Consider the following 20,530-nt stretch of genomic DNA (forward strand, 5'->3'; position numbering starts at 1 on the left):
TTCAATCATTTTCTGTTGTGATGAGGAAATCACCAACTGAATGTAAGGAAACAAAGATGAAAACGCACCATCAAGCGGTTTATCAACAATTTGATGAGCAAGCCAACTCGTATTTAACCAGCCAAGTTCATGCACAAGGTGAAGACTTACTTGTTTTGCAACAATTGCTACAAGGTTGTCAGGACGAGGACGTGCTAGACCTTGGCTGTGGAGCAGGGCATGCCAGCTTCCATGCAGCGCCGTTGGTGAAGTCAGTGACGGCTTATGATTTGTCGGACTCAATGCTCAATGTTGTGGCTAAAAATGCACAAGAACGTAAGTTAAATAATATCACCACCTGCAAAGGGACTGCGGAGTCTCTACCGTTTGATGACAATGGTTTTGACCGAGTGATTAGCCGCTACTCTGCACACCATTGGCACGATGTGGAACAAGCACTGCGTGAGGTGCGCCGAGTGCTCAAACCGGGTGGAAAAGGTATCTTTATTGATGTGGTATCACCAGGGCATCCATTATTGGATATTTACTTACAAAATGTCGAAGTGCTTCGGGATACTTCACATATTCGTGATTATTCCGCTGGGGAATGGTCAGGCATGTTTAATAATGCAGGGTTATTTGTTCAGCGGGTACAAAGTTTCCGTTTAGCGCTGGAATTTACCAGTTGGGTCGAACGGATGCGTACACCACAGGCACTCGTTGAAGCTATCCGCCACTACCAAGGAACATTAAGTGATGAGGTAAAAAGCCACTTTGCCGTACAAGCAGATGGCTCATTTACCTCAGATGTGATGTTGTTTGAATTTCAGTGCCAATAGCTATTTATTGAACTGAAAATTATTGTACTAAAAATTATTGCACTAAAAACTGCGCTTGGTTCAATTGGCTAAGCGCCTTATTGACTGCAAAAATTTCACCACGTACTTCAGGGATACCGAAAGATTTCAGGCGTGCGCTGTGTTTTTGTAGATATGCTTTGGCATCGGCTTCAGTGGTAAACAGATAAACGCCCCCGGCTTTTTGAGTTTGTTGGTTTTCTGTCCAAATTTTCCACACAAAACCAGGTTCTTGGTTGATTGAATTGGCTAATTCATCCATTGCCGCGGTCATTTCTGCACCCCAAGGCCCTTGATACGGGAAATCAACTTGTAAAATAACGCTCATATCTGCTCCTTATGATTGAAGCGCTATAATAATTCTTAAAGCAAATAATAACTTTGCTATTTATCGTATTTTAAACGATTTATTGCTTCAAACTATTACGCTTACCTGCTTCAAATGCCGCCAAAGTGGCGAGACGGGCTTGTTTATGGTCAACAATTGGTTCTGGATAATTAATCGGTGTACTGCTGAGCACCGCCCATTCATGGGGTGTATGAATATACTTATCGGGAACTTGCTGTAATTCTGGCAACCAATGGCGAATAAAAGCCCCTTGTGCATCAAACTTTTGCCCTTGAGTGGTTGGGTTAAAGATACGAAACCAAGGAGAAGCGTCAACACCAGTCGAGGCAGACCACTGCCACCCACCGTTATTTGCGGCTAAACTGCCATCAAGCAGTTGGCTCATAAAGTATTTTTCACCTTTTCGCCAATCAATCAGTAAGTCTTTGACTAAAAAGCTGGCGACAATCATACGTAGGCGGTTATGCATCCAACCTGTTGTATTTAGTTGGCGCATAGCGGCATCCACTATTGGGTAACCCGTTTGTCCCGTTTTCCATGCTGCAAAATCGGTTGAAGAATCATTCCAGTGAATATGTTGTGTCCATTGAATAAATGGCTGATGGCGACATAGGCGTGGGAATGCCACTAAAAGATGCGAATAAAATTCACGCCAAATTAATTCATTTAACCAAGTGAATGCCCCGCTATCTGGGTAATCCAACACTTGGGGATTTTCTGCTTGTAATCGGTTGAAGCATTGGCGAGGGGACAGCACCCCCACCGCGAGGTAAGGTGATAATTGGCTGGTACCATCAATAGAAGGAATATCTCTATCGTTTTTATAACCGACGACTTTCTGGGAACAAAACTGCCTGAGTCGCGTTAAAGCAGATTTTTCACCAGCAGGAAATTGTGCTGAGTCTTCAATGGGTTGATGCGGAAATAACGGTAAAGTCTTATCAATGTTGATGGCGACCGCTCGTTTTTCTGGGGCACGCAGTGAACGACAATCTGTCACGGTAAGTTGGGTGATGAAAGCTCGGCGAAAAGGGGTATAGACTTGATACATCTCCCCTTTTTGGGTAGTTACGGAGCCGGGGGGCAGTAATAAATAGTCATCGAAAGCATGGATATGCAACTCATGAGGTTGATTGATTAACCACTCGTCCCGTTGTTTTTCGTTCCATTCATATTGTCGATTAAAAAACAGGGCATCAGCCTGTTGCGCCTTTGCGTAATCGAGTACCCATTGCGCTGCGTCGGCAAAATTAGCCACAGTTTGACAAACCAGTGGAATACCAAGCTCAGCAAGTGAATTCTGCAGTTCAACAAGGTTCTGGTGAATGAATGAAATTTGCCGTTCAGCCATATCATGTTGTTGCCACTGCTCTGGTGTTGCCGTATAGAGAGCAATAACCTTAGCTTGAGGATCCACACACGCAGAGGAAAGCGCTTTGTTATCAGTGACCCGTAAATCATTACGAAACCACATAAGATGACAAACTTGTTTGGCTGCCACCGCCTCCCTCCTTGGTTGAAGTTTTTGTTGGAATCAAAACAAAGGGCCGTTTACCGGCCCTTTCATGTTTAATCTAATTTAGGATGCTGATTGATTAAGGATTGGCGTTTTTTCTCAAGCTCAGCAATTTGTTGGTCAATATCTTCAACTTTCTGCTCAATATTGTCAAAGTGCTCGCTAAGAATTTCTTTTGCCTCGGCTTTATCTGATGCCGCAGGTGTTGCACCACGCAATGGTTTATTCGCTGTTTCTGGCATTCTAATACCCGTATATAAACCAATTAAAGCAATCACGATTAAGTAATAAGCTGGCATATATAAGTCAGTGGTTGATTCGACCAACCATGCCGCAACAGTCGGTGTCGCACCGGCAATTAATACTGAAATGTTAAAGGCAATCGCTAACGCACTGTAACGAATATGTGTCGGGAAAATCGCGGGTAAAATGGAAGCCATAACCCCGGTAAAACAGTTCAACAGCACCGCTAAAATTAATAAACCTAGGAAAATTAAGCCAACAGAACCACTGTTGATTAACATAAATGCAGGGTATGCCAATAAAATCAGACCGACACTACCGGTAATAACAAATGGGCGGCGACCAATTTTATCACTGGTTAAACCGATAATTGGTTGAACAAATAACATACCAATCATAATTGCAATAATAATTAGCACACCATGGTCAGTAGAATAATTCAGGTTGTGTGATAAGTAACTTGGCATGTAGGTCAGCAACATATAGTAAGTCACATTGGTTGCGATAACCAAGCCAACACAAATCATCAAGCTTTTCCAATACTTAGTCGCCACTTCACGTACTGAGATTTTTGGTGGATTTTGAATATTGGCTTTATCTTGTTTTTCTAACGATTCAACATGTTGTTGGAACGCAGGAGTTTCTTCCAGTGAATGACGTAGATATAACCCGATGATCCCTAACGGTAATGCTAAGAAGAACGGAATTCTCCAGCCCCAATCATGGAAGTTGGCTTCTCCAACAATGCTCGATATCAGGACAACGACACCCGCACCTAAAACGAAACCAGCGATAGAGCCAAAATCTAACCAACTGCCCATAAAACCACGTTTACGGTCTGGTGAGTATTCTGCAACGAAGATTGCAGCACCAGAATATTCGCCACCTACCGAGAAACCTTGAGCTAGCTTAGCAATTAATAACAGAATTGGCGCCCAGATACCGATGCTCTCATAGGATGGGATCAAACCGATACAGAAGGTACTGATTGCCATAATGATAATTGTCATCGAAAGGACTTTTTGACGGCCGTACTTATCACCTAAGATACCGAAAACGACCCCACCTAATGGCCTAACTAAGAAAGGCACGGAGAACGTGGCTAATGCGGCAATCATCTGGACGCTCGGTGATGCGTCTGGAAAGAAAACCTGACCTAGAACATAGGCTAAGAAACCGTATACCCCAAAATCAAACCATTCCATCGCATTACCCAGCGAAGCCGCGGTAATTGCTTTTTTGAGTTTACCGTCATCAATAATAGTAATATCACTAATATTTAACGGTTTTTCTTTTTTCTTCTTGAATCTCATGAAACCATCCTCTTATTTTAATTTCAATAATCGAAACAACAGCACTTAAGATATGGGTTTTCATACATCGGAAAATATAAAACCTTATTATTTAGAATAGACGTTGTTTTCGCAATAGATAAGTTTTTAGTGTTTTTATGTAGCGCTGAAATAACAGGCTAAAGCAGGTATGTAATGGGTAGAGAAATGAGAGTACTTGTGTTGTAAATACAGCAAGAAAACCACCTTGAATTAATAAATACACATTCAATACTACATTAATATCGGATAAATGTAAAATGAAGGTGTTTTATACCAATTCATTTTTCTTTGCAGGGTTTTGTGTTGGTGGCTAGACGATTGAGCCGAATATTCGAAAAAATAGAATTTGGATAATAAATGGGCTGAAAATAAATTGTTTTAAATCAATTCAATACCATTTCATTTGGCAAGTTTCAGTCTGTCATAAATATATATAAGGCTAGCGATTTAATATTGTTGAAATAATGGCGCTGTTGCGATGAATAATATATGAAGATAATCTAATCCTTTTCTGATGCTCTCATTGTATTTAAGTTGTTAATAACTCGCCTGTTTATTTATCTTGTTGCTATCCTCTTCTTTTGATAATAACGGTGGATTATGCTGTTCTGTCTTATATTTAATTTGATGAGTAGGAATGAAGAATTTACTTAGTTACAATCAATTTATTGTCAATATTGAGTTTGATATAAGCGAGTATGACAAGATTCTATTTTGAATGTTGCTATACATCTAAAAAGGTCCCTTTCATATTTTGAACTGCAAGATATCAAGGGTACCACATCCGACTTAAAAGAGTGCCATTATGAAAAAACAGAGTGTTGCATCCTATATTGCAAAAGTACTTGATAATGCAGGTGTTAAACGTATTTGGGGCGTTACAGGAGACTCGTTGAATGGCTTAACCGACAGCTTGCGTCGTCAAGGCGCTATTGAGTGGCTAGGTACTCGCCATGAGGAAGTTGCTGCTTTTGCTGCGGGTTCAGAAGCTCAGTTAACCGGCAATTTAGCCGTCTGTGCGGGCTCTTGTGGGCCAGGAAATATGCACCTTATAAATGGGTTGTATGATTGCCACCGTAATCGAGTGCCCGTATTAGCGATCGCAGCTCATATCCCATCCAGTGAAATTGGTAGTAACTATTTCCAAGAAACCCATCCAACTGAATTATTCCGCGAGTGCAGCCATTATTGTGAAATGGTCTCTAATCCAGAGCAAATTCCACAAGTTCTTGGTATCGCTATGCGTAAAGCGATTCTGAATAAAGGGGTATCCGTTGTTGTGATACCGGGTGATGTTGCGCTAAAAGATGCGCCAGAGTCAGCGAAAGAAACGTGGTATCAGCCACAAGCTCCACTGATTATGCCTCAGCGAAGTGAAATCGAAAAACTTGCTGAACTGCTGAATCAGTCTAAGAATATCACGTTATTCTGTGGTAATGGCTGCGCAGGTGCCCATGATGAAGTGGTTAAGCTAGCAGAAACACTAAAAGCACCGGTAGTACACGCGTTACGTGGTAAAGAACATATTGAATGGGATAACCCATACAGCGTTGGAATGACAGGTTTAATAGGTTTTTCATCAGGTTACCACGCAATGATGAACGCAGATACGGTCGTTTTGCTCGGGACACAATTTCCATACCGTCCTTTCTACCCAAGTGAAGCTAAAATCATTCAGGTTGATATTAATGCGGGCAGCTTGGGCTCCCATTGCCATATTGATATGGGGTTGATTGGAGATATCAAAGCGACATTGGATGCATTACAGCCACACCTAGAGACGAGACAAGAGACAAAACACCTCGACGGTGCTTTGAAACATTATTCAGAGGCTAGAAAAGGGTTAGATGATCTTGCTAAACCGGGTCATGAAGGGTTAATACATCCACAGTATCTTGCAACAAAAATTAGTGAATTAGCCGCTGATGACGCGATTTTCACTTGTGACGTGGGAACCCCGACAGTATGGGCTGCGCGTTATTTGAAAATGAACGGTAAGCGCCGTTTAATTGGCTCTTTTAACCATGGGTCAATGGCAAACGCGATGCCACAAGCTATTGGTGCACAAGCCGTTGATAAAAAACGTCAAGTGGTTGCAATGTGTGGTGATGGTGGTTTCAGTATGCTAATGGGCGATTTTATCTCTCTTTCTCAAATGCAATTACCAGTAAAAATCATCATTCATAACAATGGCGTACTTGGCTTTGTTGCCATGGAAATGAAAGTTGCCGGTTTCTTGACAGCAGGAACGGATTTACATAACCCTAACTTTGCAGCGATTGCGAATGCTGCGGGTATTAAAGGGATCCGTGTTGAAAAAAGTGAAGACCTAGACGGCGCATTAAAAGAAGCGTTTGCCCATGATGGGCCGGTGGTCGTTGATGTCTTGACCGCCAAACAAGAGCTGTCTATGCCGCCAGAAATTGCAGCGCAAGAAGCGAAAGGCTTTAGCCTGTATATGTTAAAAGCGATTATGAGTGGTCGTGGTGATGAAGTCGTTCAATTAGTGAAAACGAACTGGCTACGTTAAATCGATATTGCGTATAGCTGGAAAGCCCACTTCTCAATGTGAAGTGGGCTTTTTTTGATTAATCAATACCCTGCGGCTGATTGGCTACGCCATAAATGAGCGGCAACCAGCGCACGCCATGGGGAGAATTGCGCTAACCATTTTTCTGTTTCTTTGGCGTTGGGTTGTTCTGGTTTATCGAGCAATGTTTGCAAATTACGCCTTACCGCAACATCTCCATGTAAAGAGCCATCTAAGTAGTTGAATCCTCTGAGTAAAGCATAGCTCACAGTCCAAGGGCCAATTCCTTTGATTTTTAATAATTGTTCAGTTATTTGATTCGCATTGGAGTGAGTGACATGCTGTGATAAATCAATTTGTTGATTTTCGATGGCTTCACAAAGGGCTCTGAGGGCGGTAATTTTCCCCTTCGAAAAACCCGTTTGGCGTAGCGTTTCGTCATCAACTGATTTGACCTGTGGTGTATCGGGAAAACACCAAATACCCGAAGTGTGCTGGATCCCCACGGCTTGGATGAATCGTCGACGAATGGCAATAGCTGCGTGAACACTGATTTGTTGGCCAATAATAGCCCAAACTAATGCTTCAAATGCACTGGCAGATTGATAAATTCGTAATCCTCTTTGTTTTTCAATGAGCTGGCCCAGTGTTGGGTTTTCACAGTAGTATTTTTCGAACTCATCAATATTCTGTTTCAAGCCAAGTACATGCTGTGCCAACGTTAACAGGTCTTGTTCATTGACAATGACAGATGGGGGATCAATTTCTAATGAAATTATTGCTTGTTGTTTTTTTAGCTCTAATGTCATTTTTGTGGCATGTTGTTGCCATATTATGCCTTTGTGTAATGTATTTTCTTCCACTATTTCCGCAACATTGTGTTGATCTCTTAAATGAAAGGCAAAAAAATCACCATAGAGGTAATTGGTAGGGAGTGGTAACTGTGCGGTAAATATTTGCATAATGATGGCCTTGTCAGATTGTTCTTTATTAGCAATATAATTGTGAATTAGCGCATTTAGTTACTCATTTTTTGTTGAGTAGGTATGCTATCTTATATAGGGTTATTTATTTTGTATTGATATTATTTGTCTGTTTAATAAGGATAATAAGGAAGTGTAAATGAAAACTGAAGGTCACAGTTCATCTCATGGCACTTCGGTACCATCACCACAACCAAGGAAAGAATTAAAAGGTATTGGTGGATGGCTTATTTTACCCATGTTAGGGATAATATTGTCCTTGATTATTTTACCTTTTTCGATTTATGGGCAAAATGCTCAAGTGATTGAATATTGGGTTGAATTAACAGATCCACAATCAAGTTCATTTATTCCATTATTTAAAGAGCTAATCTACTTTGAGGTTTTAGGTAATGTTATTTTATACGCCACCTTACTTTTCCTCAGTTATGTTTTTTTTACAACGAAAAAGCTCACAATTAAAATTTATATTTTTTTCCAGATCTTTTCTTTAGTTTTGACGGTTACGGATATTATACTCGCAAGTATTTTATTGGATTTAGAGGTCGAAGCCTCCGATATCAAAGATATTTTTCGGGCTCTAATTGCTTGTGCCATTTGGATACCATATTTTTTAGTTTCAAAGCGTGTTAAAAATACCTTTGTAAATTAATAAATAAAATTATGCGGTTTACTTATTGGGTAGGTAAATGATGATTAAATGCAAACGAGTTTATGACCCTGTTGACGATAACGACGGTTATCGCGTGCTTATTGATAGACTGTGGCCAAGAGGAATAAAAAAAACAGATTTACAACACGACGCTTGGAATAAAGACGTTGCACCTTCCAATGAGCTACGAAAATGGTTTCATCAGAACACCGATCAGTTTGCACAATTTATCGAGCGATATCAGCAGGAACTTAATAACACAACAGCTTGGCAGGTATTGGTTTCACAAGCAAAGCAAGGTGACTTAACACTGTTATACAGTGCTAAAAATACAGAACATAATCAAGCAATTGTACTCAAGGCATTTCTTGATGAAAAAATGCAAAGTAAATAGTAAATAAAGGTTATTTGAATGGATATTCAGCAATCAGCCACGCAAACAGAGCCCGCAATAATATCACCAATGGCTCACCCGGTAGTTAAAAAGCCGTTACAGGGGATCAGTGGATGGTTAATTTTACCGGTTATTGGTCTGTTTTATATGCTGTACAAAACCGTCATGATGTTATTGCAAGAAATTTCACAAGTACAAACAGCATGGCCATTGGCAACTCATGCAGATTCTGATTTTTATATTCCAGGCTTTGCGACAGGTTTTTACTTCTTACAAATAGGTTATGGTGTTCTAATTGCCCTATTTCTTTGGACATTTATCGCTGTGGTTAAATGGAAAAAACAGGCGAAGTGGCTGTTTATCTCCACCATGGTGTTATTTACGTTAATGGTATTGGTTGCTCGTTTTATATTCCCATATATATTTGGTTTGGAAATCAATCACTCAAATATTATTACCGCTATAAATGGCAGCTTTTATTGCGTGTTATGGATCCCCTACTTTTTAGCTTCTCATCGCGTCAAAAATACATTTATCCATTAAAGTATACGGCCACTCCTATTTTGGCAGTGGCCTAACGTATGGTTATTTATCAGAAAGATTTAGCGTATGGGTTATATTGCAGTTTGCAATAAAGGTTTCATCGTGAGAAACCAGCAAGAGTGTTCCTTGGTAATCCTGCAATAGCGCTTCAAGTAGTTGTTTTGAATCCAAGTCTAAATGGTTATCCGGTTCATCGAGTAATAAAATAGCGGGTGGGCTCGGGCTATGTGTGAGCGCCAATAGTGTTGCTTTTAGTTGCTCCCCACCACTGAGTTGCTGTAGTGGCAGTAATGATTTATCTCCTCGTATTCGTAACATACCTAATTGCGTGCGCCACTGTTCTACTGTAAACAAGGGTTGGTATTGATGAAGGGCTTCAGCAACAGGTAATGTTTTATCGAGTAAGTTGAGGTGTTGGTCTAAATAGCAAAAATCCCCACTGAGGCGGCACTCTCCTGAATCTGATGGCAACAGGCCAGCAAGAACCTTAAGTAGGGTTGATTTACCACAACCATTACGCCCTTGAATATGCCAATGCTCCCCACTGTATATGGTGAATGAAAGTGGTGACGAATAACCATAAGGCAAACGCAAATCAGAAGCAAAAATGGTGACTTTATTACCTTCATTTTGATAGTTAATTGTCATTTTTTGTGGCTTGATGTGGCGGGCTTTCTCTTGGTTTTCCTGTTGTTGATTTTGTAGGTTATCCATAACCCGTTGGTGCCGCTCTGCGACGTTTGATTGCCTTTTCTCTGCCCGGTTTTTTTGCATATCAAGCAGTAATAAGGATTGCGACCCACCATAGCGAATTTTCTCTCCCTGTTTCTTGCGTTGGGCGGCTTTTTGTAATGTGGCTTGTTGCTGTTTTTTCTCTTGATGTATACGTTTTTCTAAGCGCTCACTTTGTGCATCGATTGCAGCGATTTCCGCGGTTTTTTGGGTATCGTATAACGCATAATTCCCCCCATACTCGTGTAACCCTTTTTCCGTTAATTCAAAAATAGCATCCATTTCGCCTAACAGGGTTCTGTTGTGAGAAATAACGAGACAACCAGCTCGGTGCTCTGTGAGTTTCTGGCTAAGCCATTGCCGACTTTGTGTATCTAAATGGTTATCCGGTTCATCAAGTAGCAAAAAGTGGTCTTGATGAAGAAATGCACGGCAAAGGGCTAGGCGAGTACGTTCACCTCCACTTAAATGGGCAATGGGGGCTTCCATTGAGATAGAGAGCCCTGCAGAGTCCAATAAGCTTTGCCATTGGGAAGGTAAATGCCATTTATCTTCTGTGAGCTCAAAATCTGCCAAAGAACCATTTCCTGCCTCAATGCGTAAGAATGCGTGATAAAGCTCAGATATACCTAAAGCATCGACAAGCGTTTCTCCCGCTAGTCGCGTTAATTGCTCGACATAGATAAAGGGGCGGTTCCAATGTACATTTCCTTGCGTAGGGGATAATTGGCTAGCAAGAATACGCATCAAGACGGATTTTCCTTTGCCATTATGGCCAATTAGGGCATTTTTTTGGCATGACAACGTCCCACTTAGCGGTGAAAAAAGAGCGGTTTGGTTAAATTCAATATTGAGCTGTGAAAAGTGACAAGCAATCGTCATATGCACCTCCAAAATAATGAGGACAGACAACGTCGTTGACTTATCAAGAAGCGTCGATGAAAGCGGTTGCCTGCCAGGAACAGAAAAATGAATACCAAAAGGGTATTGGAAAATATTTTCTGGCAGTGCTTAGTTCATCGTGAGGCGTACCTGCGAAGTTGGGTGAGAGATAAATTCGCATACATTATAAACAGGTCAAATTGATTTGTGCAACTTATCGTGATTGGGTTTTTTCTGGAAGTCGTACTAATTATTTAAAAATAGAAAAAACGATTTAAAAATAGAAAAAGCCAGTCAACAACTGCGACTGGCTTTTTCCATTAACAACGAGATTTTATAACAACGAGATTTTTACGATTATGCAGAAGTATTCTCTGACAACCCATTTTTTGCTAACCAATGAGCAATGCGCTGTTTTTCTTCTTCATTCAGCCACATACCCAATTTAGTGCGACGCCAAATAGCATCATCCAACTCTGTTACCCACTCATGTTTGACTAAGTAACGTAATTCCGCTTCATAGACATTCGCAGAGAATGCTTCACCAAGGTCACTGAGTGAATTCGCGCCTTCAAGGATCAATTTACTGTTGCTACCGTAAGTTCTGGCAAAACGTAGCGCTAAGCCTTCAGGAAGCCATTGATAATGTTGACGTAATACACGTGCATAACCATCACGGTCACAACCTTCGATATCACCACCTGGTAACTGACCATTTTTAGTCCATGGACTACCTGCATTTGGATAGTAAGTGGCTAATTTATTTACAGCAGCTTCCGCTAACTTACGATAAGTTGTTAATTTACCACCAAATACCGACAACAATGGTGCTTGGCCTTGCTCATCGTGAATATCCAATGTGTAATCACGAGTAATAGCTTGTGGTGAGTCTGACTCATCGTCGCACAGTGGGCGAACACCTGAGTAGTCCCAAACAATATCACTCACGGTTAACTGTTTTTTGAAGTGGTCGTTATACACTTTCAGTAAATAGTTAACTTCGTTCTCATCAATTTTGACGTCTTTCGGGTCACCTTTATATTCTACGTCAGTGGTGCCGATGATAGAAAATTCATCCATCCATGGAATAACAAATACAATACGGTTATCTTCATTTTGTAAGATATACGCTTGTGGTTCATCATGAGCACGCGGAACGACAATGTGGCTACCTTTGATCAGGCGAATACCGTAAGGTGATTTTAATTTCAGGCCATCATCAAAGAACTCTTTTACCCAAGGCCCAGTGGCATTAACCAGCCCTTTCGCTTTCCATGTATGGGTTTCACCCGTACGTAAGTCTTGAGCTTCAACAACCCATAAGCCATTTTCACGGTAAGCGCGAGTCACTTTTGTGCGAGTGCGAACTTCACCATTTTTACGTACCACTTCTTGAGCGTTTAACACAACTAAACGCGCATCATCAACCCAACAGTCAGAATATTCAAAACCTTTCGTTAATTCAGGTTTGAGTACGGAATTTTGGTTGAATTTCAGCCCTTTACTGCTTGGTAAGCTCACACGTTTGCCTAAATGGTCATATAAGAACAGGCCAATACGGATCATCCAAGCTGGACGTAAATGAGGCTGATGCGGTAAGCGGAAGCGCATTGGGAAGGCAATATGTGGCGCTAATCGTAATAGCACTTCACGTTCAGCCAATGCTTCGCTCACTAATCTAAATTCATAATGTTCTAAGTAACGTAAGCCACCATGAATGAGTTTAGAACTCGCAGATGAAGTGGCACTTGCTAAGTCTTGAGCTTCGAGCAGTAATACCGATAATCCACGACCTGCAGCATCTGCTGCAATTCCAGCGCCGTTGATCCCGCCGCCGATGACAATCAAGTCTTTAGTTTCCATGCATCCCCCTGAGATGTTCGAAACACTTTCAATAATGTTCGTTTTCGCTCATTTGATTGTAGTCAAAATAGATAGTGATGCCAACTATTATTAATGAAAAAAATAACAACTGCGTGATATTGGTAACAATTTTTTTTCAATACCCACACATAAAATATTGTTATTCACAATGGAAAAAAGAGAATTTCGCGCGAAAAAGAAAAAATGATGGTAAGGCTGAGGGCTAAAATAGGGGGATAGCAAGAAGCATGATGGCAGTGAGGACTACCATCATGAGAATAACTATTTGATTAACAAAGCTCTAATTGAACATTATGTTGCTCAATGACTTTGAGAATACTATCTGGTGGCTGTTTGTCAGTAAATAAGTAGTCAATCAGGTTCATATTGCCCAAGTTAACCATCGCGTTACGACCAAATTTAGAATGGTCGGTGACAAGCATGACACAGCGTGAGTTTTCAATAATTGCGCGTTTGGTACGAACTTCGTGGTAATCGAACTCAAGTAATGACCCATCCATATCAATACCACTGATACCTAAAATGCCGTAATCTAATCTAAATTGGGAAATAAAATCGAGGGTCGCTTCACCGACAATACCGCCATCCCGTGAGCGTACTTCACCACCGGCTAAAATGAGGCGAAAGTCTTCTTTTGGCATCAGCAACGTGGCGACGTTGAGGTTATTGGTCACCACACGTAGGTTTTTGTGATTAACCAATGCATGGGCAACGGCTTCGGGTGTGGTACCAATGTCTATAAACAGTGTTGCACCATCAGGGATCTGGCTTGCAACATGTTGTGCGATACGCGCTTTTTCATCTGACCACATGATTTTACGGTCATTATAGGCCGCATTTACAGAACTTGAAGGCAGTGCTGCGCCACCGTGGTGCCGCTGAATTTTATTTTGTTCAGCGAGATCATTGAGGTCTCGACGGATTGTTTGAGGGCTAACCTCAAAGTGTTCGACGAGTTCTTCAGTACTGACATATCCCTGAAGACGCACAAGCTCAACTATTGCATCATGTCTCTGGGTTTGTTTCACAGCGTTAGCCTCTAATTATTAAAATGTTTTATCTGGAGCTCTGGTGTTTAAAACTGTGTCTATTATCCCATACTCCCATTAATAAGCCGATAATTAACCCTGAAGTATGTGCGGCATTGGCGATATGCATGCCTAAAACATCGAAGTAACCGAAAAAAAGCCAGATAATGGAGAAAATCATTAACCCTCGAGGAACGCTAACGCCACTTTCTGGCCGACGTTCACCCGTTAACCACACATAGCTGACAAGAGCATAGACGACACCAGATAAGCCGCCAAAGTTGTTTTCACTAAATAGCGATTGTCCCCAGTTACTAAACAGCGCAGAGACCAATAAGATAGTGAATAACTTACCCGTCCCGAGTTTTCGCTCAACTTGCCCAGCGAGAAACCACCATAGTGCAAGATTGAAACCAATGTGTGATAGCGAAAAGTGCACCAATGCAGGACTAAACCAACGCCAGAGTTCCGTTTGTTGGTCGCCAATAGGCCATGCCAAATAACGTAGAACTTCTCGAGCATCGGTCATTTCTACCCAAAGATATACAACAATCGACAATAAAATAACAGCGATAGTTAAAGGGCCAGATTGCTCTTTAAGATAACCCCAAGTTAGATAATTGCGATATTGAAATTGAGTATCTGCGCTTCCTGTGTGCCAACTGGCTTCTAAGTAGCGAGGGTGATTTGGGTCTTGTAGAAAAATATCTAATTCTTTTTGGACTTGAGGTTGAAGCTGCTCATCTTCTAGCCAAAGCTCAAAGACGGCTTGTTCTTGTGATGGCTTTATTTTTAGGTGAATATTTTTGCTCGCCATATAGTCAACAAAAGCTTGCGCCATTCTGGGATTAGCAAAGGAGGTGATGTGGATCATGAATGCGTTTTCTCATCTAGAGAGCCGTAACGGCTTGTGGATATTCCCTTAACCAAGCTTCAAATCCACCATTGATGCTATATACAGATTCAAAGCCAATGTTGATCAGATACTGTGCAGCACCTTGGCTACTGTGCCCATGGTAACACATCACCATAACAGGTTGTTCGTAATCCGTTTGTTCTAGAAATTGGCTCAGTGACTCATTGGTGAGGTGATAGGCCCCACTAGCATGGCCTGCACGAAAACTTTGTGGGTCTCGCACATCTACCAGTATGGCGGTGCCGTCTAACCAATGTTGGTAGGCTTGCTCTGGTGTTAATGTTTCAAAATGGTCCATAAAATACCGAATACAGTAGGTAACAACCCATAAAAGGTTAAATGATAGGCACCCGTAAAGAACCGAGTGCCAAATATTCGTGGTATTGATTAATAGAAAGAGTGCTCGCCACGTTGGTGCTCGGTCAGGTCTTTAACGCCTTTTAACTCACCTTCAAACATTTTGAGAAGTTCTTTCTCGATACCTTCTTTAAGGGTGACATCGACCATTGAACAGCCGTTACAGCCGCCACCAAATTGCAAAATTGCAAAGCCTTCGTCGGTGATTTCCATCAGGGAAACACGGCCACCGTGGCTGGCAAGTTGTGGGTTAATTTGTGACTGTAAAACATACTCAACACGCTCAATTAATGGTGCGTCATCAGAGACTTTACGCATTTTGGCGTTTGGTGCTTTTAACGTCAGTTGTGAGCCTAGTTGGTCGGTGACGAAGTCAATTTCGGCATCATCCAAGAATGGGGCGCTAATTTCATCAACATAAGCAGATAATTTCTCGAACTTTAGTTCTTTATCTGTGGCTTCAACGGCACCCGGAGGGCAGTAAGACACACCGCATTCGGCGGTTGGCGTGCCTGGGTTGATAACAAAAACACGGATTTGAGTTCCTGGCTCTTGATTTTCCAACAACTTGGCAAAATGAGCCTGTGCTGCTTCAGTAATATTAATCATAATCATTTGCTCAATAATAGTTGACTGCTTTAGTTGGTTATAATACGCCCATTTACCCCTTTCCTACAAGGTGCGACACAGTGACCATGCATCAACAGTATGCGCTCCCGCACAAATCAACAATTGTGCTGCGCTATTCATGGTAAAACCTGTTGTAATAACATCATCAATAACAGCAACATGTAGGTTTGAAACAGAGTCGTTTAAGGTAAATGCTCCCTTTAGGTTGTTTCGGCGATACTCACGTTTTAGTGTAGTCTGTGCCAGTGTAGCACGACTACGCGATAATGAATTTTGCGAATAGGGGATATTTAACCATCTGGACAAATTTTCGCCTATTAATGCCATGTGGTCAAATCCTCTCCACCATAGACGGCGACGATGCAGTGGAATGGTGATGATTAAGTCCGGTTTTTGCCATTGTTGTTGGCGATAACCTGTGAGCCAAAATAATGCAAAGATACGTGCTAAAGTAAAAGCAAGCTGAGGTTGTTTTTGAAATTTAAAACGATGAATTAACATGCGTAAAGCGGCTTGGTAGGGGGTTACAGTGATAATTTTCTGCCATGGGGGTGGGCTCTTTAGGCAGCGTCCGCATTCCATGGTCGGCTGTTCACAGGGTAAAGCACAACGTAAACAGCAAGTTGGCATTTTAGGCAGTCCTTTGAGGCAAAAACTACAAACACCCTGATGAGGTAACTTTAGTGATTGATGGCATAGCCAGCAGCCCCCTTCCATTGTTAGCATAGTAGCGTCCCGTTAAAACGAATTGACAAATAAATGAATGAAGAGAGTGTAACGATGGCAAAGTTATATTGGCAGACCGTTGGTGAAGGTAAACAAGATCTTGTGTTGCTGCACGGATGGGGGCTGAATGCCCAAGTCTGGCAAACAATTATTCCGCGAATCGCTTCGCACTTTCGGGTTCATTTGGTTGACCTGCCGGGCTATGGGCGTAGCCAAGGTTTTTCCCCCATGAATATTCAATCGATGGCGAATATTTTGTGGGAACAAGCACCTAAAAACGCGATTTGGCTTGGTTGGTCACTTGGCGGGCTAGTTGCAAGCCGTATCGCGCTTGACCATCCCTATGAAGTTAAAGGGCTCATTACGGTTGCTTCCTCTCCGTGTTTTAAAGCCGAAGAAAACGGTTGGGCAGGGATCCGGCCAGAGGTTTTATTAGGTTTCGAGCAGCAACTTTCGGCTGATTTTCATCGCACAGTCGAGCGTTTTTTAGCATTGCAGACATTAGGGACAGAAAGCGCCAGAAACGACGCAAAAACCTTGAAATCTGTGGTACTCGAACAGCCTATTCCAACGGTTGAAACGTTAAATGCAGGGCTTGAATCATTGCGCACCGAAGATTTGCGCGAGGAATTAAAGCTGTTACCTATTCCTTTCTTGCGTATTTATGGTTATCTCGATGGCTTGGTACCGCGCAAAATAGTGCCAATTTTAGATGAACTTTACCCTAATTCGCCATCTGTCATTGTTCGAAATAGTGCTCACGCACCATTTATTTCTCATCCTGATGAGTTTTGCGAATACCTGTTGGATTTTCAAAGTCGTATCGAGGAATAAATAAAAAAATCAGCCTAATTCGAGGCTGATTTTTTTGTGGTGTGCCTATTATTTGATTTTATATACAAAATGAGTGCAATCAGTGCTTTCAGGGCAGCCTTTACAGCTACTGCCTGTTAAACAAGCACTGATATCAACTTGTTCAATTTTCTCTAAGCTAACGAGTTTCTCAACCATTGCTTGAATTAATGGAGCCGGTGTATTTAGCTGCTCACTGAGTAGCGCGATGTCAGCTTGCCCATATAAGGCGATTAAATCTCTTATTTGCAGCAAGCTAGTCATCGTTTTATTCCTTAGTGGCACGCATCACTTGAACAGCCAGAACATTGCTCTGCGGTTCTGTTCTTGATGTTCAGGGTTACGCGGCTACGCATGCGACGTAAGAATATGAACAAGGCAAGGTTGAACAGAACAACCGCGGCTATAGTAATCAAGCTGCTTTGTGGGTGTTCGCTAAATGTGGCAACTTGGTAAAACAGAGCCGCAAGGCTATAAGCCACATTTAAGCCCCACAGAATGGAGAAGCTCATCCAACTTTTATTGGTTTCACGTGCAATAGCACCCATTACTGAGACGCAAGGCACATACAGTAAGACGAAGATGAGGTAGCTATAGGCTGCAATTCCTGAGCCAAATTTCGCTGCCATGGTGCCCATTGAGCCGGATTCCATTTCCCCATCGCCTTTGCTGGCTTCGATAGGGTTCGATAACGCGCTTAAGGTAAAGGTCTCTTTTAAGCTATCCCAAGTTTCAGAAACCGCATCTCCCAGTTCTTCCCATAAATTGAAAGATTCTGCATCGAACGGCTCAGAAGTAATGGCTTCAGCGGTATACAGGGTATTTAGTGTTCCCACTACCACTTCTTTGGCCATCGCCCCGGTAATCAACCCAACAGTTGCTTGCCAGTTATCTGCATGAACACCGATAGGCTGTAAAGCAGGGGTTATCACTTTACTGACAGAAGCCAGTGCGGAGTCATTAATATTATCAACAGGTTTACCAGAGAAAGAGAAGCTATTTAATGCGCCAATAAAGATACTGGCAACGATGATGACTTTACCTGCACGTACCACGAAGCCTTTTAGGCGCTGCCATGTTTGAATCAGCAGTGTTTTGATATGTGGCACATGGTAAACCGGAAGTTCCATGATAAACGGAGAGGCTTCGCCACGCATTAGAGTATGTTTTAGTAGTAACCCAGTTAAGATAGCGACAACAATCCCTAAAATATAGAGTGAAAAGACCACGCTCGCCCCATTTTTGCCGAAGAAAGCGGCAGCAAAAACGGCGAAAATAGCCAATCTTGCACCACAAGACATAAATGGTGCCATTAAGACCGTAATTAGCCTTTCACGCGGTGCGTCGAGCGTGCGTGCACCCATAATTGACGGTACGTTACAGCCAAAACCGACAATCAAAGGCACGAAAGATTTACCCGGTAAACCTAAGGCTTGCATGAGGCGGTCCATCACGAAAGCGGCTCGCGCCATATAGCCCGAATCTTCCAGTATTGAAAGAAACAGATACATCATCCCAATTTGTGGCACTAACGGTAAAACCGTGTTAATACCGCCACCAACACCTTGGGCAAGGAAAATAGTTAGCCAATCAGGGAAGCTAAAGTAGGCACCAACCCACTGAATACCATGAATAAATATCGCTTCTGACGCACCTTCAAAGAAGGGTTGTAAGGCGCCACCGATGTTGATGGCTAAAACGAACATCAAATACATCACAAACAAGAAAATAGGTACGCCGAGCCAACGGCTCAGAATAAATTTATCCAGTGATTGTGTTAGTCGATTTGGTTCAGCGGCACTATTGTTAATCGCAGCATTGCAAATGGTCGCAATAGATTGATAACGTGCGTCGGCAATGAGTAATTCAGGTTCTTCGTTTAAGCCTTCTTTCAGTGTTTGGCGTATCGCCAGCAATTGTCCTTCAGATATTTCTGCGCGTTGGCGGCTATATATGTCCCCTTCGAGGATCTGTAATGCTAACCAGCGGCGCTGCTGGTGGCTAAATTGTTGTGCTGAAATTTGTTCAGATAGTGAGTCTACAGCTTGCAATAACTGTGCTGGATATTCCACAAGGGCTTGCTGGCTATTTTGTGGATGTGTATCAATGGCTTTTTTCAGTTTATCGATACCAGTTGCTCGAGTTGAAACCATTGGGATCACAGGGCAGCCGAGCTGTTTTTCTAATTCAGCAATATTAATATCAATATGTTGGCTTTGAGCGATATCCAACATATTCAAGGCGACAATACATGGAACGCCTAACTCGACTAATTGCAATGTCAGGTAGAGGTTACGCTCTAAATTAGACGCATCGACAACATTAATGAGCATGTCTGCCTCACCACTTAAAATAAAGTAGCAGGCGATTTGTTCGTCAAGAGAGGTTTGCTCAGAAATAGTGGTCAGAGAATAGGTGCCGGGTAGGTCAACAAGTTCGATTTTGTGGTCATCTGTATGGAAGCGGCCCACTTTTCGTTCAACAGTGACCCCCGCCCAGTTACCGACCCGCTGCCTTGACCCTGTGAGCTGGTTGAATAAGGTCGTTTTGCCTGCATTGGGGTTACCAATTAAGCCGATCGTTAATCGTTTCATAGTGTTTGCCAATAATAAAAAAAGAAATACTTAAGCGGTGGTCGCTTCATCTAAATTGAGTAGGGCAAGATCCTTTTTGCGTAGCACTAAGCTGACACGATGAGTTTCTATTTGAACAGGATCACCAAAAGGCGCTAAGCGCACCACTTTAAAGACAGAACCCGGAAGTAAACCAAGTGAGAGCAGTTTTTGTCGGTATGCAGGACTAATCTCTGGAGAGAAGCCAAGTATTTTGTAACTGCATTGAGGAAGTATTGCCATAGTGTCTTCCTAATCATTTAATTAATAATGATATCGATGACAATTGTTAAAGAGTGCAATTGCTCAGGTAATAAAGTCGCCAAACAAAAATAAATCTAATTAACAATGAGAATCATAATCATCCACCTTTTGTTATATTTAGCCTCTTTTTTCGTCAATTTGACTTGATATGGATCAACGAAGCATTGAGTTTACGGTGTTCCGCTAGCGAAATTAATGGTGGAGTCAGTGAAGGGGGGATGGCTGAATTATACCCAATATATTGTTTGAACTAATCAATCACAGCAT

The 20,530-nt window shown here is 42.0% G+C and carries 20 protein-coding genes; 6 read left to right on the top strand and 14 right to left on the bottom strand.

Features of this window, described 5'->3' with window-relative positions; genetic code table 11:
• The first annotated feature begins 20 nt into the window (after positions 1–20).
• Positions 21–818 carry a class I SAM-dependent methyltransferase gene (locus PR809_RS06940; protein ID WP_206276026.1) on the top strand — a complete coding sequence of 266 codons (798 nt, stop codon included), beginning with the start codon at positions 21–23 and terminating at the stop codon, positions 816–818.
• 34 nt (positions 819–852) lie between these two features.
• Here PR809_RS06940 and PR809_RS06945 read toward each other — a convergent pair whose 3' ends face one another.
• From PR809_RS06945 to proP, 3 genes are all read right to left on the bottom strand, one after another.
• Positions 853–1,164, bottom strand: a complete 312-nt coding sequence (locus PR809_RS06945; protein ID WP_166266041.1) for a monooxygenase — start codon at positions 1,162–1,164, stop codon at positions 853–855.
• 79 nt (positions 1,165–1,243) lie between these two features.
• Entirely contained in the window at positions 1,244–2,659 is a 1,416-nt protein-coding gene (gene phrB / locus PR809_RS06950; protein WP_206276025.1) for a deoxyribodipyrimidine photo-lyase, read from the bottom strand.
• Between the two features lie 95 nt (positions 2,660–2,754).
• On the bottom strand, positions 2,755–4,257 hold the full coding sequence (gene proP / locus PR809_RS06955) for a glycine betaine/L-proline transporter ProP (protein ID WP_102138803.1): 1,503 nt from the start codon (positions 4,255–4,257) through the stop codon (positions 2,755–2,757).
• 826 nt (positions 4,258–5,083) lie between these two features.
• Here proP and poxB point away from each other — a divergent pair.
• Complete coding sequence (poxB, locus tag PR809_RS06960; protein ID WP_206276016.1) at positions 5,084–6,808, top strand: ubiquinone-dependent pyruvate dehydrogenase; 1,725 nt, start codon at positions 5,084–5,086, stop codon at positions 6,806–6,808.
• Between the two features lie 62 nt (positions 6,809–6,870).
• Here poxB and PR809_RS06965 read toward each other — a convergent pair whose 3' ends face one another.
• The gene (locus tag PR809_RS06965) at positions 6,871–7,770 is read right to left on the bottom strand and encodes a DNA-3-methyladenine glycosylase family protein (RefSeq protein ID WP_102138805.1); all 900 of its coding nucleotides are present in this window, start codon (positions 7,768–7,770) and stop codon (positions 6,871–6,873) included.
• Positions 7,771–7,930: 160 nt separating this feature from the next.
• On the opposite strand from PR809_RS06965, the gene PR809_RS06970 reads away from it, so the two are divergent.
• From PR809_RS06970 to PR809_RS06980, 3 genes are read left to right on the top strand one after another with little or no spacing between them, the layout of a single operon-like run.
• Positions 7,931–8,443 (top strand): DUF2569 domain-containing protein, encoded by a 513-nt coding sequence (locus PR809_RS06970; RefSeq protein WP_102138806.1) that lies wholly within the window; start codon positions 7,931–7,933, stop codon positions 8,441–8,443.
• 40 nt (positions 8,444–8,483) lie between these two features.
• Positions 8,484–8,837 carry a DUF488 domain-containing protein gene (locus PR809_RS06975; RefSeq protein WP_206276024.1) on the top strand — a complete coding sequence of 118 codons (354 nt, stop codon included), beginning with the start codon at positions 8,484–8,486 and terminating at the stop codon, positions 8,835–8,837.
• A gap of 18 nt (positions 8,838–8,855) precedes the next feature.
• The gene (locus PR809_RS06980; RefSeq protein ID WP_272524498.1) at positions 8,856–9,380 is read left to right on the top strand and encodes a DUF2569 family protein; all 525 of its coding nucleotides are present in this window, start codon (positions 8,856–8,858) and stop codon (positions 9,378–9,380) included.
• Between the two features lie 42 nt (positions 9,381–9,422).
• Here the strand turns inward: PR809_RS06980 and PR809_RS06985 are convergent, their stop codons facing one another.
• The 7 genes from PR809_RS06985 to PR809_RS07015 form a co-directional block, all read right to left on the bottom strand.
• Positions 9,423–10,994, bottom strand: a complete 1,572-nt coding sequence (locus tag PR809_RS06985; RefSeq protein WP_206276014.1) for an ATP-binding cassette domain-containing protein — start codon at positions 10,992–10,994, stop codon at positions 9,423–9,425.
• Positions 10,995–11,351: 357 nt separating this feature from the next.
• Positions 11,352–12,857 (bottom strand): glycerol-3-phosphate dehydrogenase, encoded by a 1,506-nt coding sequence (gene glpD / locus PR809_RS06990; protein WP_102138808.1) that lies wholly within the window; start codon positions 12,855–12,857, stop codon positions 11,352–11,354.
• Positions 12,858–13,147: 290 nt separating this feature from the next.
• Complete coding sequence (locus tag PR809_RS06995; protein WP_004262881.1) at positions 13,148–13,906, bottom strand: DeoR/GlpR family transcriptional regulator; 759 nt, start codon at positions 13,904–13,906, stop codon at positions 13,148–13,150.
• A gap of 28 nt (positions 13,907–13,934) precedes the next feature.
• Positions 13,935–14,780, bottom strand: a complete 846-nt coding sequence (gene glpG, locus PR809_RS07000) for a rhomboid family intramembrane serine protease GlpG (RefSeq protein ID WP_102138809.1) — start codon at positions 14,778–14,780, stop codon at positions 13,935–13,937.
• A gap of 16 nt (positions 14,781–14,796) precedes the next feature.
• Complete coding sequence (glpE, locus tag PR809_RS07005) at positions 14,797–15,120, bottom strand: thiosulfate sulfurtransferase GlpE (RefSeq protein WP_004262879.1); 324 nt, start codon at positions 15,118–15,120, stop codon at positions 14,797–14,799.
• Positions 15,121–15,209: 89 nt separating this feature from the next.
• Positions 15,210–15,788, bottom strand: coding sequence for a Fe-S biogenesis protein NfuA (gene nfuA / locus PR809_RS07010; protein WP_004266130.1), 579 nt, complete (start codon positions 15,786–15,788; stop codon positions 15,210–15,212).
• Positions 15,789–15,851: 63 nt separating this feature from the next.
• A complete protein-coding gene (locus PR809_RS07015; RefSeq protein WP_206276013.1) occupies positions 15,852–16,535 on the bottom strand; it encodes a DNA utilization protein GntX in 684 nt (227 codons plus the stop codon).
• A 54-nt stretch (positions 16,536–16,589) separates the two neighbouring features.
• On the opposite strand from PR809_RS07015, the gene bioH reads away from it, so the two are divergent.
• A complete protein-coding gene (bioH, locus tag PR809_RS07020) occupies positions 16,590–17,369 on the top strand; it encodes a pimeloyl-ACP methyl ester esterase BioH (protein WP_102138811.1) in 780 nt (259 codons plus the stop codon).
• Between the two features lie 48 nt (positions 17,370–17,417).
• Here the strand turns inward: bioH and PR809_RS07025 are convergent, their stop codons facing one another.
• From PR809_RS07025 to feoA, 3 genes are read right to left on the bottom strand one after another with little or no spacing between them, the layout of a single operon-like run.
• Complete coding sequence (locus PR809_RS07025) at positions 17,418–17,651, bottom strand: FeoC-like transcriptional regulator (RefSeq protein ID WP_102138812.1); 234 nt, start codon at positions 17,649–17,651, stop codon at positions 17,418–17,420.
• 11 nt (positions 17,652–17,662) lie between these two features.
• Positions 17,663–19,981 carry a Fe(2+) transporter permease subunit FeoB gene (feoB, locus tag PR809_RS07030; RefSeq protein ID WP_102138813.1) on the bottom strand — a complete coding sequence of 773 codons (2,319 nt, stop codon included), beginning with the start codon at positions 19,979–19,981 and terminating at the stop codon, positions 17,663–17,665.
• 30 nt (positions 19,982–20,011) lie between these two features.
• Positions 20,012–20,242: a ferrous iron transporter A gene (gene feoA / locus PR809_RS07035; RefSeq protein ID WP_004262866.1), complete on the bottom strand. Its 231-nt coding sequence runs from the start codon at positions 20,240–20,242 to the stop codon at positions 20,012–20,014.
• Positions 20,243–20,530 lie beyond the last annotated feature (288 nt).

The sequence above is a fragment of the Providencia sp. PROV201 genome (genome assembly GCF_028479545.1).
GTDB lineage: Bacteria > Pseudomonadota > Gammaproteobacteria > Enterobacterales > Enterobacteriaceae > Providencia > Providencia huaxiensis.

What these genes read in the sequence shown, in the direction of transcription:
- PR809_RS06940 (WP_206276026.1), top strand. Translation starts at nt 21, where the DNA reads ATGAGGAAATCACCAACTGAATGTAAGGAAACAAAGATGAAAACGCAC.
- PR809_RS06945 (WP_166266041.1), bottom strand. Translation starts at nt 1,164, where the DNA reads ATGAGCGTTATTTTACAAGTTGATTTCCCGTATCAAGGGCCTTGGGGT.
- phrB (WP_206276025.1), bottom strand. Translation starts at nt 2,659, where the DNA reads ATGTGGTTTCGTAATGATTTACGGGTCACTGATAACAAAGCGCTTTCC.
- proP (WP_102138803.1), bottom strand. Translation starts at nt 4,257, where the DNA reads ATGAGATTCAAGAAGAAAAAAGAAAAACCGTTAAATATTAGTGATATT.
- poxB (WP_206276016.1), top strand. Translation starts at nt 5,084, where the DNA reads ATGAAAAAACAGAGTGTTGCATCCTATATTGCAAAAGTACTTGATAAT.
- PR809_RS06965 (WP_102138805.1), bottom strand. Translation starts at nt 7,770, where the DNA reads ATGCAAATATTTACCGCACAGTTACCACTCCCTACCAATTACCTCTAT.
- PR809_RS06970 (WP_102138806.1), top strand. Translation starts at nt 7,931, where the DNA reads ATGAAAACTGAAGGTCACAGTTCATCTCATGGCACTTCGGTACCATCA.
- PR809_RS06975 (WP_206276024.1), top strand. Translation starts at nt 8,484, where the DNA reads ATGATTAAATGCAAACGAGTTTATGACCCTGTTGACGATAACGACGGT.
- PR809_RS06980 (WP_272524498.1), top strand. Translation starts at nt 8,856, where the DNA reads ATGGATATTCAGCAATCAGCCACGCAAACAGAGCCCGCAATAATATCA.
- PR809_RS06985 (WP_206276014.1), bottom strand. Translation starts at nt 10,994, where the DNA reads ATGACGATTGCTTGTCACTTTTCACAGCTCAATATTGAATTTAACCAA.
- glpD (WP_102138808.1), bottom strand. Translation starts at nt 12,857, where the DNA reads ATGGAAACTAAAGACTTGATTGTCATCGGCGGCGGGATCAACGGCGCT.
- glpG (WP_102138809.1), bottom strand. Translation starts at nt 14,780, where the DNA reads ATGATCCACATCACCTCCTTTGCTAATCCCAGAATGGCGCAAGCTTTT.
- glpE (WP_004262879.1), bottom strand. Translation starts at nt 15,120, where the DNA reads ATGGACCATTTTGAAACATTAACACCAGAGCAAGCCTACCAACATTGG.
- nfuA (WP_004266130.1), bottom strand. Translation starts at nt 15,788, where the DNA reads ATGATTAATATTACTGAAGCAGCACAGGCTCATTTTGCCAAGTTGTTG.
- PR809_RS07015 (WP_206276013.1), bottom strand. Translation starts at nt 16,535, where the DNA reads ATGCTAACAATGGAAGGGGGCTGCTGGCTATGCCATCAATCACTAAAG.
- bioH (WP_102138811.1), top strand. Translation starts at nt 16,590, where the DNA reads ATGGCAAAGTTATATTGGCAGACCGTTGGTGAAGGTAAACAAGATCTT.
- PR809_RS07025 (WP_102138812.1), bottom strand. Translation starts at nt 17,651, where the DNA reads ATGACTAGCTTGCTGCAAATAAGAGATTTAATCGCCTTATATGGGCAA.
- feoB (WP_102138813.1), bottom strand. Translation starts at nt 19,981, where the DNA reads ATGAAACGATTAACGATCGGCTTAATTGGTAACCCCAATGCAGGCAAA.
- feoA (WP_004262866.1), bottom strand. Translation starts at nt 20,242, where the DNA reads ATGGCAATACTTCCTCAATGCAGTTACAAAATACTTGGCTTCTCTCCA.